Source organism: Bernardetia sp. Wsw4-3y2, from assembly GCF_037126295.1.
In the GTDB taxonomy this organism is placed as follows: Bacteria; Bacteroidota; Bacteroidia; order Cytophagales; family Bernardetiaceae; genus Bernardetia.
In genome coordinates this window covers 2,238,846-2,260,804 of the sequence record NZ_CP147017.1, presented here as the reverse complement: position 1 = coordinate 2,260,804, position 21,959 = coordinate 2,238,846, and the positions used below count along the sequence as shown (strand labels likewise).

Annotated in this window: 15 protein-coding genes; 8 read left to right on the top strand and 7 right to left on the bottom strand. The window is 32.4% G+C overall.

Annotation, left to right across the window (positions count from 1 at the left end; translation table 11 throughout):
- Positions 1-245 precede the first annotated feature (245 nt).
- The 3 genes from V9L05_RS09150 (at position 246) to V9L05_RS09140 (ending at position 5,849) form a co-directional block, all read left to right on the top strand.
- Positions 246-1,046: an alpha/beta hydrolase gene (locus V9L05_RS09150; RefSeq protein WP_338815231.1), complete on the top strand. Its 801-nt coding sequence runs from the start codon at positions 246-248 to the stop codon at positions 1,044-1,046.
- Positions 1,047-1,270: 224 nt separating this feature from the next.
- Positions 1,271-4,753, top strand: coding sequence for a DUF4175 family protein (locus V9L05_RS09145; protein WP_338815230.1), 3,483 nt, complete (start codon positions 1,271-1,273; stop codon positions 4,751-4,753).
- A gap of 265 nt (positions 4,754-5,018) precedes the next feature.
- Positions 5,019-5,849 carry an IS5 family transposase gene (locus V9L05_RS09140; protein ID WP_338815229.1) on the top strand — a complete coding sequence of 277 codons (831 nt, stop codon included), beginning with the start codon at positions 5,019-5,021 and terminating at the stop codon, positions 5,847-5,849.
- 13 nt (positions 5,850-5,862) lie between these two features.
- Here V9L05_RS09140 and V9L05_RS09135 read toward each other — a convergent pair whose 3' ends face one another.
- Positions 5,863-7,056, bottom strand: coding sequence for an ISL3 family transposase (locus tag V9L05_RS09135; protein ID WP_338812543.1), 1,194 nt, complete (start codon positions 7,054-7,056; stop codon positions 5,863-5,865).
- Positions 7,057-7,058: 2 nt separating this feature from the next.
- Positions 7,059-9,158: a hypothetical protein gene (locus V9L05_RS09130; RefSeq protein WP_338815228.1), complete on the bottom strand. Its 2,100-nt coding sequence runs from the start codon at positions 9,156-9,158 to the stop codon at positions 7,059-7,061.
- Between the two features lie 390 nt (positions 9,159-9,548).
- On the opposite strand from V9L05_RS09130, the gene V9L05_RS09125 reads away from it, so the two are divergent.
- Genes V9L05_RS09125 through V9L05_RS09115 form a run of 3 tightly spaced genes read left to right on the top strand, consistent with a single transcriptional unit; the run spans position 9,549 to position 11,284 of the window.
- The gene (locus tag V9L05_RS09125) at positions 9,549-10,154 is read left to right on the top strand and encodes a hypothetical protein (protein ID WP_338815227.1); all 606 of its coding nucleotides are present in this window, start codon (positions 9,549-9,551) and stop codon (positions 10,152-10,154) included.
- A gap of 33 nt (positions 10,155-10,187) precedes the next feature.
- Positions 10,188-10,517, top strand: a complete 330-nt coding sequence (locus V9L05_RS09120) for a barstar family protein (protein ID WP_338815226.1) — start codon at positions 10,188-10,190, stop codon at positions 10,515-10,517.
- A 29-nt stretch (positions 10,518-10,546) separates the two neighbouring features.
- On the top strand, positions 10,547-11,284 hold the full coding sequence (locus V9L05_RS09115) for a hypothetical protein (RefSeq protein ID WP_338815225.1): 738 nt from the start codon (positions 10,547-10,549) through the stop codon (positions 11,282-11,284).
- A 13-nt stretch (positions 11,285-11,297) separates the two neighbouring features.
- On the opposite strand, the gene V9L05_RS09110 is transcribed toward V9L05_RS09115, so the two are convergent.
- The 5 genes from V9L05_RS09110 to V9L05_RS09090 all read right to left on the bottom strand — a co-directional run bounded on the left by V9L05_RS09110 (position 11,298) and on the right by V9L05_RS09090 (position 16,980).
- Positions 11,298-12,107 carry a 2OG-Fe(II) oxygenase gene (locus V9L05_RS09110; RefSeq protein WP_338815224.1) on the bottom strand — a complete coding sequence of 270 codons (810 nt, stop codon included), beginning with the start codon at positions 12,105-12,107 and terminating at the stop codon, positions 11,298-11,300.
- Between the two features lie 33 nt (positions 12,108-12,140).
- Complete coding sequence (gene hemC, locus V9L05_RS09105; RefSeq protein ID WP_338815223.1) at positions 12,141-13,070, bottom strand: hydroxymethylbilane synthase; 930 nt, start codon at positions 13,068-13,070, stop codon at positions 12,141-12,143.
- A 280-nt stretch (positions 13,071-13,350) separates the two neighbouring features.
- On the bottom strand, positions 13,351-13,962 hold the full coding sequence (locus V9L05_RS09100; protein WP_338815222.1) for a hypothetical protein: 612 nt from the start codon (positions 13,960-13,962) through the stop codon (positions 13,351-13,353).
- Positions 13,963-14,072: 110 nt separating this feature from the next.
- Positions 14,073-15,506, bottom strand: coding sequence for a phosphoglucosamine mutase (gene glmM / locus V9L05_RS09095; protein WP_338793592.1), 1,434 nt, complete (start codon positions 15,504-15,506; stop codon positions 14,073-14,075).
- 136 nt (positions 15,507-15,642) lie between these two features.
- Positions 15,643-16,980 carry a glycosyltransferase family 4 protein gene (locus tag V9L05_RS09090; protein WP_338815221.1) on the bottom strand — a complete coding sequence of 446 codons (1,338 nt, stop codon included), beginning with the start codon at positions 16,978-16,980 and terminating at the stop codon, positions 15,643-15,645.
- A 166-nt stretch (positions 16,981-17,146) separates the two neighbouring features.
- Between V9L05_RS09090 and cdd the strand changes: the two genes are divergently transcribed.
- Positions 17,147-17,644, top strand: a complete 498-nt coding sequence (cdd, locus tag V9L05_RS09085; RefSeq protein WP_338815220.1) for a cytidine deaminase — start codon at positions 17,147-17,149, stop codon at positions 17,642-17,644.
- Positions 17,645-17,875: 231 nt separating this feature from the next.
- On the top strand, positions 17,876-21,928 hold the full coding sequence (locus V9L05_RS09080; RefSeq protein ID WP_338815219.1) for a LamG-like jellyroll fold domain-containing protein: 4,053 nt from the start codon (positions 17,876-17,878) through the stop codon (positions 21,926-21,928).
- The last annotated feature ends 31 nt before the right edge of the window (positions 21,929-21,959 follow it).

Here is a 21,959-nt window from a genome sequence, read left to right as displayed (position 1 = left end):
ACAAAATACGAATAATTTTTTTGAATAGAAATAGTTATTTTTAAATTCTTTTTATGAAATTATAAGGATTTGAACATAAAACAGTTGGTAAAGAACAATGTTCTTCATCTAAAGAATTATCTACTTTCTTACTTACCTTCAACTACTTAACCTACATGAATCAATTTTTCAAAACTATCTTTCGTAGAAAACGAACTTATATTTTTCTATTCTTAATAATAGGTTTACAATTAATTTCTAGCTGTATGCAATTCCGAATTAGTGATCGAAAAGTAAGAAAAGAATTTAAAGATCAAAAATTCAAACCTACCTTTGACTATGTAGAGTTCGAAGAGCGCAAGATTCATTATGCCAAAATTGGAAATGATTCACTTCCCACATTATTTTTTATACATGGTTCTCCAGGAGATTGGAGTGCATTTTTAGATTATTTCAAAGATTCTACTTTACTTTCTCGTACAAATATGGTTGCCTTGGATAGAACAGGATATGGAAAATCTGATTTTGGAAACTATGAGAAAAACCTAAAAGAACAAGCTCGTTTTTATAAAGGAGTTTTAGAAAAATATCAAGATTCTACCAAACAAAAGCCTATTTTAATTTCTCATTCTTATGGTGGTGCTGTTATTCTTCAAATGGCTATTGACTATCCTGATATGATGAGTGGCATAGTAAGTTTAGCAGGTCTTTCTTCGGCAGAACTAACTGTTCCTCGTTGGTATAATGGTGCTGCAAAGTCTGTTTTTGTGCGTTGGTGGCTTCCTGCTGCACTTACAGTTTCAAATAAGGAAATGTTACACCTACAAGAAGATTTGAAAGCGATTGAGAAGGATATTGATAAAATAAAAGTTCCACTATTAGTTTTGCACGGACAAAAAGATAAAATTGTTCCTTATGGACATGCTCTTTTTTTAAAAGAAAAATTAGCAAACAATCCTTCTTTTGAACTTAACACTCTTCCAGAAGCAAATCATTTTATTCCTTGGACACATCAGGATACCGTCAGGACGCTGATTTTGAAAATGCTAGATGAAACGAAAAAATAGTAGTTCATTCATTATTATAAAATTAATGGATATATCAACACTAACAAAGAACAACTGCTTTTTTATTTACGCTTTATAATTTGAAATTAAATAAAACTTTAACTTTTTTAAAGTACAATCTTTTTTCAATCTATCTTGAAATTGAGTAACTTGTATAGTTATTATAACTCCCAAACCTATAAGGTTTTGAAAACCTTATAGGTTTAAATGAACAGAATAAAAAAATGAAAACATCAATAGAGGCATTATATGCCAATATCCAATCCTATAAAAGAAAATATTACAAAAACCTCCTTCTAAAAGGTTCTCTACTTGCTATTTCGGCATTTTTGGGAGCGTTTGCTATTGTGAGTATTTTGGAATATTTCGGTAATTTTAGTTCTACTTTTAGAGCTGTTTTGTTTTATAGTTTTATTTCGGTCAGTATTTTTTCCCTTGTTTATTGGGTAATTATTCCGATTTATCAACTTTTTACGCTAGACAAACAACTTCCTCACAACGAAGCTGCCAAGCAAATTGGGCGATATTTTCCACAAGTTCAAGACCGTTTATTAAACGTTTTGCAACTGCATTCTACAAGTTCGAATGCTCAAAGTTCAGATTTGTATCAAGCCAGTATCGAACAAAAAGCCTCACAGTTTGCACCTATTTCTTTTGCTGATGCCATTAAGTACGAGCAAAACCGTCGTTATCTTCGTTTTTTATTTATTCCTATTGTTCTGATTGCTGCTTTTTTGATTTGGGATTTGGATTTTTATAAAGCAAGTGCCGTTCGTTTGGTCAATTATGAACAAGATTTTGCGCCTAAAGTACCGTTTCAGTTTTCTGTCGATACAAAACAACTTATTGCTTTTAAAGGCGAAGATTTGAATTTTGATGTAAATTTGAGTGGAGAGGCTTTTCCAAATGAAGTATTTTTGATTACAGAAAATGGTCGTAAAATTAAATTAGACAAAAATTCGGCTTCTTCATATTCCTATCAATTTACAAATATTCAACGTCCGTTTGAGTTTTCATTGGAAGGCGAAGGTTATACTTCAAAGATGTATGAAATTATTGTTCGTGAGCGTCCACAGCTTCGCAATTTTGTAGCTTATCTCAATTATCCAAACTATACAGGGAAAAAAGATGAACGTCTGGAAAATACAGGAAATCTTATCGTTCCAGCAGGAACACAAATTGAATGGCGTTTTCAGACACAAGAAACTGAAAAGCTAAATTTCGTTTCGATTATCTCAGACGATTCTACCAACGTAAAAACAGCTAAAAAAGCAGATGATGGATTTTTACTTCAAACTACAGCTTTGAAATCCGAAGCCTTTGAAATAGAATTGGAAAATAAATACAGCAAAAACAAAGAAAAGATTAGTTATTTATTGACAGTTATTCAAGATGAATTTCCGAAGGTTTCGCTCAATCAATTTCAAGATTCGGTGATGTACGATTATTTGATGTTGGGAGGAAATATTTCTGATGATTATGGAATTACGAATTTGCGTTTTAACTATCGTGTTACCTCAGGGACAAACTCAAGTAAGAAAACAAGTGAATATAAATCATTGCCTCTTAAATTCAATCCAAATGCGATTAATCAACAATATTTCCATCAAGTAGAATTAACGCCTCTGAATCTTCAAGCAGGAGATGAATTGGAGTATTTTGTACAAGTTTGGGATAATGATGGTGTAAAAGGTAGAAAAAGTAGCAAAACAGGAAGTTATCGTTTCAAGATTCCGAAAGAATCTGAAATGCGTGAATCGGTTTCAGAAACAAGCAAAAGTGCAGAATCTCAAATCGATAAAACGCTAGAAGAAGCACAAGATTTGAATAAAAAATTAAAGAAACTTGCCGAAGATTTAAAAGGTAAAAAGAATCTAAATTGGCAACAGCAAAAAGATTTGGAAAAACTTTTAGAGCAAAAAAAGCAATTAGAAGAAGACATTAAAAAAATGCAAGAGCAAAACAAAAAGCTCAATGAACAGCAAGAAAAATTTACAGAACAAGATGAACGAATTGCTGAAAAATCAAAGAAATTGCAGGAATTGATGGACGAACTTATGGACGAAAAAACAAAGGAATTGTACGACAAACTACAAGAACTTTTGCAAGAACAATCGAATAGTGAAGAAATAAAAGAAGTTTTAGAAAAACTCCAAAACAAAGAAATGAATCTTGAAAAGGAGTTGGATAGAACGCTTGAAATGTTCAAAAAATTGGAAGTCGACAAGAAAATGCAAGACATTGCAGAACAGCTTGAAGATCTTGCCAAAGAACAAAAAGATCTCGCTAAAGAAACCAAAGAGCAGCAAGAAAAAGAAGAAAAACAAAGCAAAAAAGACGCTGAGAAAGATGCCGAAAAAGACGCTGCCAAAAACGAGGAAATCAAAGAAGAGCAGAAAGAACTCAATGAAAAATTTGAGGAAATGAAAGAGCAGCTAGAGGAATTGGACAAAATGAATGAAGAACTCAAAACTCCAAAAGACTTAGAAGACACCAAGAAAAAAGAAGAAGAAGTTTCGAAAGACCAAGAGCAAAGTAGTGAGCAATTAGAGCAAAAAGAAAAGAAAAAAGCAGCTCAATCTCAAGAAAATGCTGGTGAAAAAATGGAAGAAATGGCGAAGCAGATGCAACAAATGACTTCTTCTGCAGAAATGGAACAAGCACAAGAAGATTACGACGATTTGCGTCAGCTTTTGGAAAATCTTTTGAAACTTTCGTTTGAACAGGAAGAAATTATGAATGGTTTTAATGAAATTGACCAGCGAGACCCAAAATATATTACGCTTAGTCAAGATCAATTAAAACTAAAAGATGACGCAGAGATTGTTGAGGATAGTCTTCGTGCGTTGGCTTCTCGTGTCTTTCAGATTGAGAGTTTCGTTATGCGTGAACTTACTGATATGAACGATTATATGGCACAGGTTACGCAAGAGGTAAAAGACCGTAAAAATCCTCGTATGCTTGCTAGTCGTCAGCAATCTGTCATGACTTCGATTAATAATTTGGCGTTGATGCTCAATGATGTTTTGGAACAAATGCAACAATCTATGTCACAGATGGGAATGGGAAAGCCAAAGTCAGGTAAACCAAATGGAAGTCCGTCAATGAGTGAAATGCAACAATCTATCAATCAACAAATCGAAAACCTAAAGAAAAGTGGAAAATCGGGAAGGCAGCTTTCTGAAGGTCTTGCCAAAATTGCAGCACAACAAGAAGCCTTACGCAGAGCCTTACAAAAAGCCATGCAACAAGGAAAAGGCAAAGACGGCAAGGAAGGAAAAGAAGGTAAAGAAGGAGGTCAGAAAGGACAAAATGGAATGCAAGACGGTGAAGGCGAAGGTGGCGAAAACGGCAATCAAGACGGAGGTTCGCAAGGAAACGGTGGCAATATGTCCAAAATGATAAAAGACATGGAAAAAACCGAAGAAGATCTAGTAAACAAACGCCTAACCCAAGAACTCATCGAACGCCAAAAGCAAATTATGACACGTCTTTTAGAATCTGAAAAAGCCGAAAGAGAACGTGATTTAGACGAAAAAAGAGAAGCCGAACAAGCAAAAGTAAACAAACGAAGAGTTCCTCCACAGTTTGAGGAATATTTCAAGCAAAAGGAACAACAAATCGAACTTTTAAAAACGATTCCTCCTGCGCTTAGTCCGTATTACAAGCAGCAAGTGAATGAGTATTTTAAGAAGTTGGAGGAGTAAAGTAAAAACGCTAATTCAGTTTTAACTGGATTAGCGTTTTGTAATTAAGTTTATTCTCTGTATAAGGCAGTTACTTCTTCTTGACTTAGCGCACGTTCATAGATTCTTAAATCATCTATCACTCCTATAAAATTTCGATTCTCTCTTTGATAAGGCATTTTTCCTAATGAACTTGTTTAAGAATGGTGATTTATTTTTTTAAAAAGAGGTCAAAATAGTTATACTTGTAAATCATCACATTTTCAATCTAACTATTTTTCCCTCTATGTACGTAAACTTATCAAAAAAATTTATAACCGAAAATATTTTACCTTATTTACATCAATTTACAAAAGGTCGTCGTATAAAAGTAGCTCTTTGGCGTATTATCCAAGCCATTGTGTATCGCTTAAAATCAGGGAGTCAATGGCGAGAACTTCCTATGAAACAATTTTTCGGAAACTTATCAATTATCTGGAATACAGTATATTACCATTATAATAAATGGTCAAAATTAGGAAGTTGGAAGAAATTATGGATCAAGTATTTAGAAGATTATCGTGGAGAATTAGATTTTTCTATTTGTCAGCTAGACGGCAGCCACACTTCAGCTAAACGAGGAGGAGAAGGTATTGGATATTCCAAAAGAAAAGCAGGAAAAACAACCAATGCACTTTTTCTAACGGATAAAAATGGTATTCCAGTAGCGATGTCTGTTCCAAGAGCAGGCAATCATCACGATGCTTTTGAACTTGAAAAAAATATGCAATCTATGATAGATGATTTGAATGCTTCTCAAATTAGAGAAGGAGGAATTTTTCTCAATGCTGATGCAGCCTTTGATACACAAGCCTTTCGTTCTTTTTGTAATCATTTAGATATTGTAGATAATATAGATTTTAATAAAAGAAATAAAAAAGACCTTGATAATCAACCATTTAAAGATGAAGAAATGTATGAATTGAGATTCGTTATTGAAAGAACTAATGCGTGGTTAGATGCTTTCAAAGCCTTAATTATGAGGTACGAAACTAAAATTCATACGTGGCAAAGTTTACACTATTTAGCCTTTACTTTAATATTTGCCAGAACTAGAAAAAAACATTCGGTTGTCTGACAATTTTTGTGTTTTAGTTTGAAATAGCTAATGCTCTCCATCTTAGATGCTCAAAGTTAGGCATTCCGAATGCGACTCTTCTTATACTTCTAATTAGATTATTTAATCCCTCTGTTACAGCATTTGATAATGAATTTTTGACATAATTGGCTACATATTCCATTGTACTATTTAAAGTATTTGTAAACGATTTAAAGATGTTTTTCAGCTCCTCATTCATACTTCCTACCCATTCCTCTATTTTTTGTAGTACTATTTCTATTTTTTGGTTATTATCAAGAATATGATGAAACTGTTCTCTTTTCCAATAGACTTCTTTTAACAAGGGACAATCTTCAAAACAAAGTTGTAAGTTAATTAATTCCTTGTCTGATAAGTTATGATATTGTTTATATAAAATCCACTTTAAACGGCGATAATTTAGGTTATCAGTTTCTGACTTTCTGAGCAGTTTACGAAATTTATCAACACAACTATTGAGTAAGTTAGTCACATGAAATCTATCTAAAACGATAGTTGCACTAGGAAAACAGTGTTGAGCTACACTAATATAACCTCTCCAATAATCACAAGAAACATCTGTAATTTGCTCACAGAAGGAACTACCTAACGACTCAAAATGAGCAATCAAATCTTCTTTTTTGCGACTTTTTAGTATATCTACTAGTGTTCCTCTATCTAAATCTGTTAAAACACATAGATAATCTTTCTTACCTTTTCTATGGCTTTGTTCATCAATTCCTAAACGTTTTACTTGAGCATAACGTTGGGCTAAATCAACTCGTTCTTTACAAAGAGACAAAACTGTACGCTCAACCGTTTTAGGATGAACATTTAAAATGACTGCACTTTCTGAATAGCTTTGTTTCCGAGCCACCATAAACATAAAATCTTCTTGACGATGAGTATGAGATTTATTCGCATCTGCAAAATCAAGTGACTCAGTAAAATAACTAGTACAGGTTTTACAGTAAAATTGACGTATTTTTATGGATAAATAAACCTCTCTTGAAATTAAATTTAAATCACGAACAATGCGTTTATAACTCTGATGAACTTGAGAACTAACTTGACCACAAGTAGGACAAATACAAGAACTCGTTGATAATTTACAAGAAATAGTAACTTTGTCTTTTGTCAATTCAACAGCTTCTACTTTTACAGAAGACAAATTGAGTAAGTGTTCATATAATTCTAAATTTTCCATTGCTAAATATAAATACTTTTTGTGTTTCCACAAAAATTGTCAGACAACCAAACATTCTTAAACAACTTCAATGTAAAATTACTAGCTGATAACAATTCAGAACTATACCCAAGACTAATAATTTCATTTTTTTGAAGTGTTCCATTGAGATAAATGCTAATGTTTCTTTTATTTTCTTCAACAGCATACCATGTTACTACAATATTATAATAATTACCTATCCACTCTCCTACATCTTCTTGTCTAATGGAATGACGAAAGTCGGTTCTTGGATAATTTTCTAAATTAACTGTTAGGTTTTTATTAGAAAGATAAATCTCGACATCTGGCGCAGCAAGATTACCTCCAATTCCAGGACTACTAAAGATGTAGTGGTAATTTGCTCCATCTTTGACTTCACTAGGTTTAAACCAAATGCTTACAGTTCCATCATCATATACATGATTTCTACGAGAAAATGGACGTGGAACTTCAATCGAACTTTCCTCTGAAAATAAATAAGCACTATTTGCGTTTCCTTTTCTATCATTAGTAAGTTCTGTTCTACTAATTACTCCTACTTTTCCATTTCCACTTTCATCATTAGCATTACCATTAAAAGGATAGTAAGCATGCAAACCTTCTATTGGGGTAGTTGGAGTTGGTTCTACATAACCATTAACTTCAATTCTAAACTCGGTTTCCCACTTGCTATATAATGTTGCTAAAGCTGATTCTGTAACATTAACTCCACCCTCTACTATTTTAGCTGCTCTAAATATAGAATTAACAGAAGAAAGACTCTTTTGTAAAGTTTCTTGAGAAAAATTACCACTAAGATTGAAATTTTGTTTTATTAAATCGTAGAATAATTTAACATTTTCCCTATCTCCCATAAAATCAGTCGTAAAAAGCATTATGCTTTTTAGTATGTCTTCTGTACTATTATTTATTGTTGCATTCGTTATGTCTTGATGAAAACCTGTATCTCTTGCTAATCCTAATGTCCATTTTTCTATTATTTTACTCAAAGGGTCATCACTAGGTCGCCCTCTAAATTCAGATCCTTTTGGTAAATTTTTAATCCCTGTAACTATTGAAGTTATAGGTATAGCATAATCAAATACTGCTGTGAGCGAAACTGCTCTTGTTCCTCTCCCAAAAGACTGACTAGTAATTGAAGGAAATGAATTTTCAGCTAGTCCTAATCCATAACATTTTAAATAAATTAGTTCTGCATCTTCCTTGTTTACTTTAAATGTAGAGCTTTCTTGAGTAATTTGGTCAGAGAAAGTTAATAAACCTTCTATCCAAGAGAAACTACCAGAGGTTACATATTGAAAATCTAGCCATCTAACTTCCCCTTCTGTTTGAGATATTTGCGTGTTTGTTAATTGTCCATTCTTATATTTTTCTGCATAAACTGCTACATAGCGTTTTCTATAATTTTTAATTTTAAATGTTATCTCTTTGTCAGTTTCATTTACTTCTATTACTTCTAGTCCATCTTGTTCTATAAAGTAGTTTTGATTTAACTGAACTAAAGTTTCCACTAAAACCCTTTTATAGCTTGGTAAGTCATCCGTATTTATATTAGGCGATAAATTATTAATAGCTCCTCTTTTCTGTATTGTTTCTACTTCTCTAACTAAACTAGGAAATGATTGAGAACTTTTAATCTTTTCAATAATTACATTTGCAGTAGAAGGGTTTTCTGTTATTAGTAATTTATGTAAAAACATTAGTGATATAGCAGTAGATTCTGCATTTATACTTACAGATTCATCTTCTTTTACATCTACAGAAAGCGTATAGTACAATGGCTGTCCATTATTTAGAACAGTATGTAATTGTACAGAGTTTTTGAAAGTATTAATATGACAACTTAAAAATGTATTTTCTTCGTATCTTCCATTTCTTGAACCTACATCAGAAACATCTCCTTGATAGAATCCTGATACTATTTCTAAAGCACCTATCTTTTCCTCAGGTATTTGATCTGATATTTCTACATTTCCTATGGCTAAAACCATTTCTAAGTCTTTTACGACTTGTTGCTCCTCCTCTTTTTTACAGGAAAAAATGAAAGAGCAAAGCATCAAAATTAAGAATGCTTTTTTCATAATTATTTTAATTTTAAATAAGATACAGTAAGTAATAAATTGACATAAAAACAAATTTAATATTTTAAATAAAATGATTTTATTGTAAAATATACCACGCCGTTGTTGGTCTTTAGTTTCTGCTTGCCGTTACGTTGACCAACAACAGAAATACGCACGAGCTTAGGCAAAATGATTGCTCTCTTGTTGTTTGAATTAAATACTCTTTTTTTTAGAGAAGATTAATAGATTTGTAGTAGTGTTTGTTGTTGGTCGTCACAACAGCAAGCCGAAGTTAAAGACACAACAACGGCATTTTTTTTATTCTTTTGGGATTATGAAAGACCAACAAGAACACAGTTGAATGAAAAATTTATACTAATCAAAAAACTATTTCAACAATCTTATATTATGGATAATAAGACAAAACCGTTCATCTTCTTAGCTGCCTTTTTTACGATATTATTTATGTTATTTCCGATGCTATTTCTTGACATACCTTTTGGGTCTGGTATGAAAGGTATTATATTCAGTACTGCTTTTGCTATTGTAGGAGGTCTTTTAGTCATTGCTTTACCCTACTTTTTTAAAGGTTTGAGTGATGTATCTTGGAAGTCTGTATCAATAATCTGCTTAATTTCTATTTCTGTTTATTTTGGATTGGCTCTTTTGTTTAAGCAAACAAATAACGAAAATGTATCTGAAACGGTAGATTTTTACGAAAAATTAAAAGGTAGTTGGAAAAGTCAAGTAGATAGTGACGCAGTAGTAATATTAAAATTTATATCAAACGAGCTACTTACAGTAAATGTTGAAACAGTAGATGAAGACACTGCTAATTATGATTATTCTGTCTTTGAATGTAATTACTCTTTTCTGAACGAAAAAGAAATATATGCAGTAGATTCTACTGGTGAATATGAGCTAAATATAAAAATTGTAAATGATTCTACAATTATAGTAGAAGAGGAGGAAGGTAATGTGACCTTCAAAAAAGAAAGTCCTGCTATTCGGTAAATTTAAGTTATTGGTTAGTTATAGGTAAATAATATGCAATACATAGAAAAAATAAAAGACAAAGAATATTTTGTAACAGAACTAAACTCTTCTAAATTTAAAAGCTATAAAAATTTGATAGAAGAATTTAGTCTTGCTTTTTCTATTCCTTCTATTGTTTCAAACCTTGATGCCTTAGATGATTATTTGACTCATTTGGAGTGGATAGAACAGAAAAACTACAAACTCATTATCAAGAATATGAATAAAGTAGAAAAGAACAAAAACGACTATAAACAGTTTTTCTCTATAATTGAAGGTTTAGAAAATCATTGGAAGACCAAAGAGAATGATTTTATTGTAGAATATGTAGGTAATTCTTAACCACATATCAATTCATAATTTAAAAGAAAATGCTGCCAGAAATAGAAATAGATTATCTAACTGAAGATGAAGACGAAAAAGAACTTTGTCGTTGTTATTGGCTTCTAAATACAGAAGAGCAAGAGCTTTTTGATGCAAAAGAAAAATTTCGTTATACACTTGCCGAACTCTCGTTGAATTTTCGTTTAAAGCCTCGCCAAATTCATAATAAAGTAGCAAAATACAGTCGTGCTTATATCAAAAAATCAAAGTGTGATTTATGTGGAATGCCAAATCACTTTCTAAATCGTAGGAATGATTATTATGCCAATAGAAAAGTATATGAATATCAGCCTTGGGAAAATCCTGTGCCTTATTTGTGCGACAACTGCAAAGATGCCTTAGAAAAAAGACAAACCCAAAAAGCAAAAGCAAAAAATCCATTACAGTTTTCAGGAAAAGTAAAATCTATATTTCCCACTTCACAGCATTTGCAGTTTTTTAAGCACCTTCGAAGAGAAGAACACTTTGTTTATCCTCAAATTGCTATTTCTGTTTTCTTAGAAGAAAATCACTCTGAAATAGTAGAAGGATTTGAAAATTTAGAAAATGAAATAATCAATTTTTTAGTTTGTGATGGACAAGGAAATCCCAAAAAAGCAATTGATTTTGTAGTGGTTAATCAAAAAAATAATAGAGAACTAACAGAAGGACAAAAAGAAATATTCTATCAAAAAGAAAGTCTATTTGATAGAATAGGACTAGAATACAAAATTGAATTTTCTTAAAAAATTAGTTCTTCTATTTCTTATTTATACGTTCTAAAAATGCTCGCACACCTGTTTTGAGGTTTTTTACGCTGCCTTTCATTCCCTCTACATTTACATAAACTGTGTTATGATCCTGTGCAATTTCGTTCTCTGGACGAGTTTTAGTGTAGTAATAAGCTGCTATTGACTTTCTACTTTGTCCGTCAGGAGTGTTCAGTGAATGAGGATGTCCATGAAAAGAAATTTCATTGGTTTCAAAAATCACACAGCGATTAAAACGAGGTTCTACATTTTCTATCTGGACTTTTTTATCCATATCCCAAAGCTCTAAATATCCTTCGTATTCTCTTTTCCAATCCTTGTTCATGTAGATAATAATATTCATTCTACGATGATAATTCGTTTCAGGATGATAATTAAAATCAACGTGTACATCCAAGAAAGCTCCTTTTGTAGATTGATGAAGTCCACCACCAAAAAGTTTTGGATCAGCTTGTAAGTCTTCTATTCCTGTAATTTTTTCTATTATTTGAAGTAACTTATCACTATTAAGTTCTTCAAAAACTTGTTTGATAATAGGCTGATTATCAAACTCTGTCATCACAAATTTATTATTCTGATTGATATAGGTCGTATATTTCCAATTTGGATCTTCCTCAAAATTACCAGTTGGGTCTACTTGTTTTACTTTCGGATAACTTTGATGTATTTTTTCAGCAGCTTCTGGGCTAAAAAAGTCTTCAAAGACAATATAACGAAAGGCTTTTTTTTCGTCATTCCAACTTTTATTAAGTTCTTCTTTTCTATCTTCTAATTTTTGATAATTGATGAAGTTTTCCATAATTGAATTAAAAATTATTTTAAAATATTTATTCTATTTGTTTTTTATTCTTGCCAAAATTTTATCTCCACCAGCCTCCAAAACTTCTTGAGCAAGCTGAATAGCTAGTTTTTGTCCTTCATTTTTATGAATTTTACCTGACTTACGAATAATTTTTTTACCACTAAGACTAATCAACCCTGCATCAATTTGAAGCATATCACCTTCTAATTTTGCCAAAACAAAAGAAGGAATACTACAGCCACCATCTAAATGCTTGAGATAAGCACGTTCGGCAAGCAAACAATATTCAGTTTGTTCGTCATTAATAATCCTTCGAATATCTTCTCTCAGTTGATTGCTTATTTTGCTAGAAACCTCAATTGTCATTGAGCCTTGTCCTGCTTGTGGTGTAAACTCATTTAATGGTAAATGATCAACAATATAGTCTTCAAAACCCATTCTGTGTACACCTGCATACGCCAAAAGAAGAGCATCACATTGTCCTTCTTCCAGTTTTCTCATGCGTGTTTGAAGATTTCCACGCATATTTGTAGTTCTGATATTTGGATAATAATGTTTGAGCATTGCTATCCTACGTGTAGAAGAAGTACCTACAAGCCATTTATCAGCAGCATCTAGCCTAAAATCTGAATTATAACTTACCACTACATCATGCGCTTTCTCTCGCTCAGTGTATGCTATCAATTCTAATCCATCTGGAAGTGTCGAAGCCATATCTTTTGCACTATGGACAGCCAAGTCTACCTTACCTGTATGTAGCATTTCTTCAAGTTCTTCCGTAAAAACGCCTTTGCTTCCAATTTTGGAAATTGCTTTGTGCAAAATTTTATCTCCTTTGGTTTCGATAGCAATTATTTCAGTAGCCAAGCCATGGGATTCAAGCAAACGTTGTACATGCTCTGCCTGCCACATAGCAAGCTGACTGTTTCGTGTTCCGATTTTGATAGTTTTTTTAGCCAATTTTTTTGCGCTTAGATAGTGAGCGATAAATTGAAAGTAGTATTTAATAGAATAGGAAAATAACTCTCTTTATCAAATTTTTCTACAAAAAAGTTACATAAAACGCAACTTTAGTGCTTAGTCAGAAATATTCAAAAAAAAATGATTATCATGCAAGTTTTTTGAGTTTTTTTTTGTATAAAACTCACTTTTTTTTAAAAAAACGTATACTTTCTATCAAATGTTTGCCATTTTTTACTAAATACTTGATTAAAAGGATATTATTTTGAATATAATCTTTTTATAGAACCATAGCAACTATTCCAAAGCAAGTACCAAACCCTATCAAAAAACCACTCCAAACTTCATTCGGTGTATGAGCTTTTAGATACAACCTTGAACTCATTACCATTCCAGTAAGGAAAAATAAAATGACAATAGGCAATAAGAGTGCAAGCGATGTATTTGCTGCTTGGAAACCAAATAGAAATCCCAAAAGCCCACTAATTCCGATGGTATGAACACTTGTTTTGTGAAAAAGTGTAACAAGTGTAGTCAAACACATAGAGAGTGCAACACCACCAGTCAGTAAAACTACTTGAATTTCATAACTTACTTTTTGTATCATCAGATAAGCCAAAAGCGTATAAAAAATAGTAGTAAACATAAACGGAACAGCTCTTTCTTTTCTATTTTCCATATTCAGAGAAGAAATAAAACCTGTGTAACGTAGAGTCAGCAAGAAAAAAGCAGGCACAACAAAAGTACCTAAGAAAATAAGGCTTAAAAACAGTATTTGTCGTTGTCCAAAAGGTTCACTGCTTAGAAGAAAGAAAAAAAGCAAATACCCCACAACTGGCATTAGTGCAGGATGAAAAATATAAGAAATGAGTTTACAAATTTTTTGAATCATATATCAAAAATACGAATGTTTTGATTTGAATGTTTATTTCTGAATGAAAAAACCGTTTTACTTTATCAAAAAAGCAAAACGGTTTTTATCAAAATCTGTATATATAAAAATTATTGCGTAATAATTTCTTTAATATCTTGCATAATTTTTTGTGCTAAATGTTCGGCTGTTGCTTCTGATTGTGACTCAGAATAGATACGAATAATTGGCTCTGTATTCGATTTACGAAGATGAACCCACTCACTATCAAACTGAATTTTGACACCATCAATTGTATTGACTGGATAGTTTTTATATTTATCCAAAATCTCTTCTAAAACATTATCAACACTTATTTCAGGAGTAAGTTCGATTTTATTTTTCGAAATATGATAACTTGGATATTTCGAACGAAGCATTTTTGTAGTTCCTTTAAACTTTGCTAGTTGAGTCAAAAATAAAGCAACTCCGACAAGTGCATCACGTCCATAATGTAACTCAGGATAGATAATTCCTCCATTTCCTTCTCCTCCAATAACAGCGTTACACTCTTTCATTTTCTCTACTACATTTACCTCTCCAACAGCAGCAGCAAAATATTGCCCTCCTGCTTTTAAAGTTACGTCTTTGAGTGCTTGTGTAGAAGAAAGATTAGAAACTGTATTTTTTGTCTGTCCTTCTTCTTGATGTTGCAAAACATAATCAGAAATAGCAACAAGTGTATACTCTTCGCCAAATGGAGTTCCATCTTCACAAATTAGTGCTAATCTATCTACATCTGGATCAACTACAATTCCTAAATTATAATTTCCACTTTTTATAGTAGAACAAATATGAGTTAGGTTTTCAGGAAGTGGCTCTGGGTTATGCTGAAAAATTCCTGTTGGTTCGCAGAAAAACTTATCTACTTGTGTTACTCCTAAGGCTTCTAAAAGCATTGGAATAGCAATTCCACCACTAGAGTTTACACCATCAACAGCTATTTTGAAATCTTTTGCTTTTATTGCCTCTACATCAACTAAAGGAAGTGCTACTATTTTTTCAATATGTTTTTGAATGTAACTATCATCAGTAGTATAACTTCCCAAATCAGAAACTTTTACAAATTCAAAATCATCATTTTCAGCAAATTTTAAAATTTCCTCTCCTTCTTTTGCTGAAATAAACTCCCCTTTTTGATTCAAAAGTTTGAGTGCATTCCAATTCCCTGGGTTATGACTTGCAGTAAGAATAATTCCACCACTTGCATTTTCCATAGGAACAGCCATTTCAACAGTTGGTGTTGTAGAAAGACCTAAGTCTATCACATCAAATCCCATTGATTGTAAAGTAGAGCTAACAAGCTGCGAGACGAGCTGTCCAGAAACTCGTGCATCACGTCCAATTATTATTTTTTGGTTTTGTGGTGTAGTTTCTACTTCTTCAGATATATTTTGAGTTGCACTAACACTAACCCATTTTCCATAAGCAGCAGCAAATTTTACTACATCAACTGGAGAAAGACCTTCGCCTACTTTTCCACCAATTGTTCCACGTATTCCAGATATTGATTTTATTAAACTCAAAATTTCAGTATTTTATATTTAGCTAGTTTTCAGACTTGCAAAAGTAGTGAGCAAAAAGCAATTTTCATAGTAAAAAAACATCTTTATTTTTTTTAAAAACTTGTTTTTGGCAGATATACATTTCAAGAAATAAATTTTAGTCAAATAACTCTTTTATATTCTTGAATTGAACTTCTTTATCAAAACTATATTGAGCTGATCTTCTTCCATTTTCTCCAAAGATTTGTCTTTCTTTAGAAGAGAGCTTTCTCAAGTGTTGTATTTTAAATTCAATTACCATTTTATCAGCAATTGATTTCATTTTATCTTCTAAGGTACGAGTATCTACAAACAAATGTTCAAAACCAGACAATGAAATATTAGATGTTTGTGTAGATATTGTAATTCCTAAATTATATTTTTTAATTAAATAGGCACTCTCTCCACTTCCAAACAATAAAATAGGCAATCCTGCTGCCATAGCTTCATATATTTTTGAAGGAACAGTTCCTAAAATTTGTTTTTTCTGAATGATAATAGCTGCATCATAATCAGCTAATTTTTGGGCAATTTCTTTTGAAGGGATGGCATCATAAAGAAATACAGTTTGTTTTTTACCAGTATTGAGAAATTTAGTTTGGATAAATTTTTCTATCAAATCTCGTTCATTTCCATTTCCATACAAATGCAACTGAGCATTTACTTTTTCAAAATCTATATTTTCTATCACTTCCAAAATTCCTTGTGCAACACCCAAAAGTCCTGCATAAACCAATTTTATAGGTTCTCTTCCTTTTATTTTATAATCTTCTTTTACCTTAAATGATTGAGAATGTACACCATTTCTGTATAAAAAAACAGGCATAGAAGGCGCTATTTCTTTAACATAATCTACTATTTCATCAGATTGACCAATAATAAAATCCATTTTTTTATAGATAAATGCTTCAAAATTCAAAAGTAGATTGTATATTGTATGCCCTTTTATTTTGTCTAAATTAATTCTACCCAAATCTAAAAGCACACGAGGATAAAGGTCGGAAAGGTTTAGGATAAGTGAAGGAGAATATCCTTTTTGGGCATTTAGCTTTATTAGTTGCGATAAAAGCCAAACTGTAAAAACAGGTAAAAGAGGAGGACTCTGAACTAGAATAATACTAGGATGCTGTTTTTTGAGTGATGGAAATGCAAAAAACCAACTCAAAGCTAAAGTTAGCATGCTAAAAAGACGAACAAAAGACGAAGAAGAATTGGAAGGGTAAAAAGAAAAACGAATCACTTTTATTCCATTTATATTCTCTCTATGAATGATTTTTTTTGAAAGAAGATTTCTATAATCTGAAAAAATATTTCCTGTTGGATAATTGGGAAATGTTGTATAAACAGTAACTTGATTACCTTCTTTTTGTAAACGTTCTGCCAAGTGCTGAATACGGGAGGCACATGCTCCGAGTTCAGGGGAATAATTGGGCGAAAAAATGGCTATTTGCTTCAAAAAAAGTAAGGATTATAATATTCTAAACTCAAACCCTAATAAGGGTCTTGAAGACCCTTAGGGTTTAGACACTACAAATTTACGCAAGTTTTTAGAACAAAAAACTAACCTAGTTGCTTTCTACTTTCCCATTAATCATATCAAAATTATTAAACATATATTTTTTATGTCAAAAACACATCAAATACAAATTCAGATTACTGTTTTCGAAACTGAAAATGACCTTTCAAAAGAAGATTTATTTTTATTAAATGAAGCTAGAGAAGCCACAAAAAGGGCTTATGCTCCTTATTCTAAGTTTTCAGTTGGTGCAGCTATTCAATTACAAAATGGAGAAATAGTATTGGGAAGCAATCAAGAAAATGCTGCTTATCCTTCTGGACTTTGTGCTGAAAGAACAGCTATTTTTTCAGCTTCTACACAATTTCCTAATGAAGTAATAGAAACAATTGCTATTGCAGCCAAACCACAACAAGCGACAGATTTTATTGCTATTTCACCTTGTGGTTCGTGTCGTCAAGTGATGTCTGAGTATGAAAATAAACAAGTAAAACCTATTCGGATGATTATGCAAGGAGAGAGTAAATCTATCTACATAATAAGTTCGATTGCAGATTTATTACCTCTAAAATTTACTAAAGAAAGTTTGTTTTTAGAAAACTAAAATAGTTTAAAACAAAAAGTAAAAAAGTTTAAGTTAGTAGTTTTTTTAAAAAAAAATGGACAAAAAAAAATAAAAAATTAGATTTAAACATGTAGAAATTTAATGTTCGTCGAAAACTTTAAAGTTAGCTTTAAGAGACAAATTTATTAGCATAAGATTTGACTATAAATTAGTTTATTTTTATGTAATTCTTTCCCTTATATATTCTCTTATTTCTTCAAGCCGAACATCATGAAAAATCTATATATTTTTATCTTCTTTTTTTTCTTGCTTTCTGCTATTTTTAAACCTATTAGTAGTTATGCACAAATAGATACACGTTTTTGGTTTGCTGCTCCCGATATTACTTCTGGACACGGAGACAATCCTATTTATTTACGTTTTTCTACTTTAGATAAACCTGCTACAGTCGTTATCAGTATGCCCAGAGATGCTTCATTTCCCACACAGGTAGTGAACTTAGCTGCTTTTGCTACAGGTGAAGTCAATCTTACAACATGGATAAATTTAATAGAAACACCTCGCATGACGGTTGCTGCGACTGGAAATACAGATGCAAATAGAAATTATAATAATAAATTTCCTAGTGGAATTTTAGTAGAATCGACATCAAAAATAACAGCTTATTATGAAGTTGGATATGGTAGTAATCCAGATATTTTTGCGTTAAAAGGAAAGAATGGATTAGGTACAGATTTTTGGATACCTATGCAAACAGCTTGGGCGCATCAAGGACTTACTCCAAATGGACATTCAGGCTTTGTAATTGTTGCTACTGAAGATAATACTTCTATTACTATTACTACTACAAGACCTACTCGTACCTTTAGTGCTACAGGGGCATCAGGGGCGACAGCAGTAGCAGGTACTCGTACCATTATACTTAATAGAGGAGAAACATTCAATGTAGCTTCCCAACAGCCCACAGTAGGTAATACGCCAGCAGGCTCTCATATAACCTCTACCAAACCTATTGCAGTTACTCTCTTCCACGACTCTATTAAAACTGGAGCTTCAACTGGGTGTTATGATTTAGCAGGCGATCAACTTGTTCCTACAAATATTATTGGAAAAGAGTATATTGTTATGCGAGGTTCTTTGGGAGTAGGAGGAACTGCACAACCTGAGAAAGTATATGTTTTGGCAACTCAAGCAGGTACTGTGCTTACAATAAATAGAGGGGGAACAGCTATTGGAGGTATTCCAATTTTAGCAGCAGGAGCGCAGTATGTTTTTGATATGGATTTTACTACTCATCCAAGTGCTTATATTAGTTCGAATAAGCCTGTATATGTACTTCATATGTCGGGTTATGGATGTGAAACTGGAGCAGCTATTTTACCCCCTATTAACTGTACAGGTTCTCGTTTGGTGCAAGTAAAACGTTCAACAGCAGATAATTTCACCCTTACTCTTTTAGTCAAAACAGGTGGAGAAGCTAATTTTTCTTTAAATGGAGGAGCTGTAAACACAGCAATTCCAGCAAGTGCTTTTACTAACGTAGCAGGTGCAACAGGTTGGAAATCAGCTCGCATCACCCTAACAACTGCTCAAGTAGCAAGTTTAGGAGTTGCTTCTATTACTAATACAAGCACTCTTTTTCATTTGGGAGTAACAAATGGAGCTGCAACTAGTGGTTGTCGGTATGGTTATTTTTCTGCCTTTAACTCTCTCAATTTAGGTCCTGATATTAGTATTTTTTATGGTTCGAATACTACTTTAGATGCTGAAACGTATGGAGCTATTGGTTATTTGTGGTATCCAACCTTAGAAACTACACCCCAAATCACAGTAGACGTACGAAGAACAAAAGATTATATTGTAAGAGTAGATTTGGGGCAGTGTTTTGTTTATGATACAATTTGTGTAGGAACAGTAGAATATGTTTGGGTAGGTGATGACCTTACAAAACCTGGGGAATATGGGGCTTTTTCTAATTGGAGTGCGCCTTGTGGACAAACAGGAATTCCAGATTGTAGCCAAGATATTGTTATTCCTGCTTTAGTAAATGGAGTAGCTCCAGTATCTTTTCCGATTGTAAAAGCGAATCGTTCATGTAGAAACATCATCATAGAAAATGGTGCAAATATAACTATTAATCCAGGACAACGTTTAGATGTTTGTGGAGATATGGTGCATTCAGGAACTCTTTTTATGCCTTTGGGTTCTACTCTACAATTTATTGGTCTGCAACCACAAACCTATACACGAACAGCTACAGGACAAGGAAATTTTGAGAATTTACGCATCAATAACCAAACTAACTCCCTTGATGTTCCACGAGTAAAAGTATCTGATGCAGGAACTCAAAATATGGTTATTAGTAAAACAGGTTCACTTAATTTCATAAGAGGAATATTACAAACAGAAGGAAATAAAGAAGTGGTAGTTCATAATCCAAATCCAAATTCAATACTAGGGTTTGTTGCAACTAACAGTTCGAATGACCGTTTTGTAGGAGGAAAATTAAGAAGAGCCATAAACACAATGGGGATATATGATTTTCCTGTTGGATTAGCTGTTGAAAATTTGGGTAATGCTATAATAGCAACTAATAAAAGAGCAAGCATTGTAAATACTATTGCCACCAATTGGGTAATACCTACTGCAACAGCTGATAAATTTTGTCAGTTAAATCCATTTCCTAACAATCATATTATTCATCTAACAGATAATTCATCTGCTGTAACTGATGCTGTTAATGCAAGACATTTACAATTTCCTGCTGATGTAGCTATTTTGGGAGACAATCCACGTACTTTAGAGGCTTGGGTTTCCATAAACCCAAGTCCAAGTAATGGAGCAATTTTTTATATGGGTACAGACAAGCCCAAACAACTCTTTGCACTTCGTAAAAACGGAACAACTAATCAGTTTAGAATAGATTTAGGAGGAGGAATTGTAAAAGATTTTACGTATAATGGATTGATTAGTACAGCGACAACTACTTATAATTGGCATCACTTTGCCATGACATACAATGGCTCAGAAATAGTAGTGTATATAGATGGAAATGAAGTTTCTACAGCTAGTTATAATGTCACTAACTTAAATACTACTCTTACGGCTGCAACAAATAACAAATTTTATGTAGGTAGATATAGAAGCGATGCAGGAAGTAATTGGTATTTATCTGGAAAATACGACAATATACGTATTTGGAATGTAGCTAGAGCGCAAGCAGAAATAGCTTCTAACTATTGTGTGCGTTATGAATGTACAATACCACCAGAACTTATAGGAAATTATGACTTAGAAGATGGCTTTGGAATTGCAGACCATAAAACTAGAACCTGTACTATTTCTCCTCTACAATATGAGAGAGCAAAAGTAGAGTTTCAAAATCCAATTACAGATACAAAATACATACTGAGTTATTTTAATCAATATGGAAGTACGCCTAATTCGCCTACTGAATATCGCTGTCAAGCTACCTTTGGAAGTTGTCCTGTTTTAGACCATGGTTTTTGGACACTTTCTGCGTATGCCGATTCTACTTTGACTACTAAAGTTACTGGAAATGGAAGTTATAGACTAACTCTCTATAATAATGCCTATACCAATGCAGGTACTTGTGGAAGTACAAAAACAGCAATTATGAAGCGTTCTATCAGTACAGATCCTTGGTCAATTCCAAATTTTCCAGCTCTTTGTTATGATAATTCCGTTGTTTCGACATCGATGGAATGGATGTCTGGATTCTCTGATTTTGGTGTTCCGATGACCTTAGACTTAGTTATTTTACCAATAGAATTACTTTCTCTTACTGCAAAACCATTACTTCCTAGTTCTATTTTGATAGAGTGGAAAACAGTAAATGAAATAGATAACAAAGGTTTTGAAGTTTGGCGTTCAACTGATAACAAAAAATTTGTAAAAATAGGATGGATGGCTCAAAACAAGTCAAATATATATTCTTTTGAAGATGACGAAGTCAAGACAAATCAAATCTATTATTATTACCTCAATCAAATTGATAATAATGGAAAAGTAAAAGCAAGTCCTGTAGTAAGTGCCAAAATTGATGGAAGTATAGAGGGAGGAATAAAAATTTATCCAAACCCTACAGATAATGACTTTACAATTGATTTGAATGAAATTTATCTAGCAAATACAACCTATAAAATAGAAATTTATAATAGTATAGGAATGCTCTTAAAAACAAAAACAAGCATCAATTCATCTAAAATCAATATGTCTTTAGAAGGATTAGCAAAAGGAATGTACTTAGTAAAAGTAACTACACCTACTCGTACCAAATTTGTAAAAGTAGAAAAAGAGTAATTATCCTGTTGTTGGTGTCACTTCGCTAAAA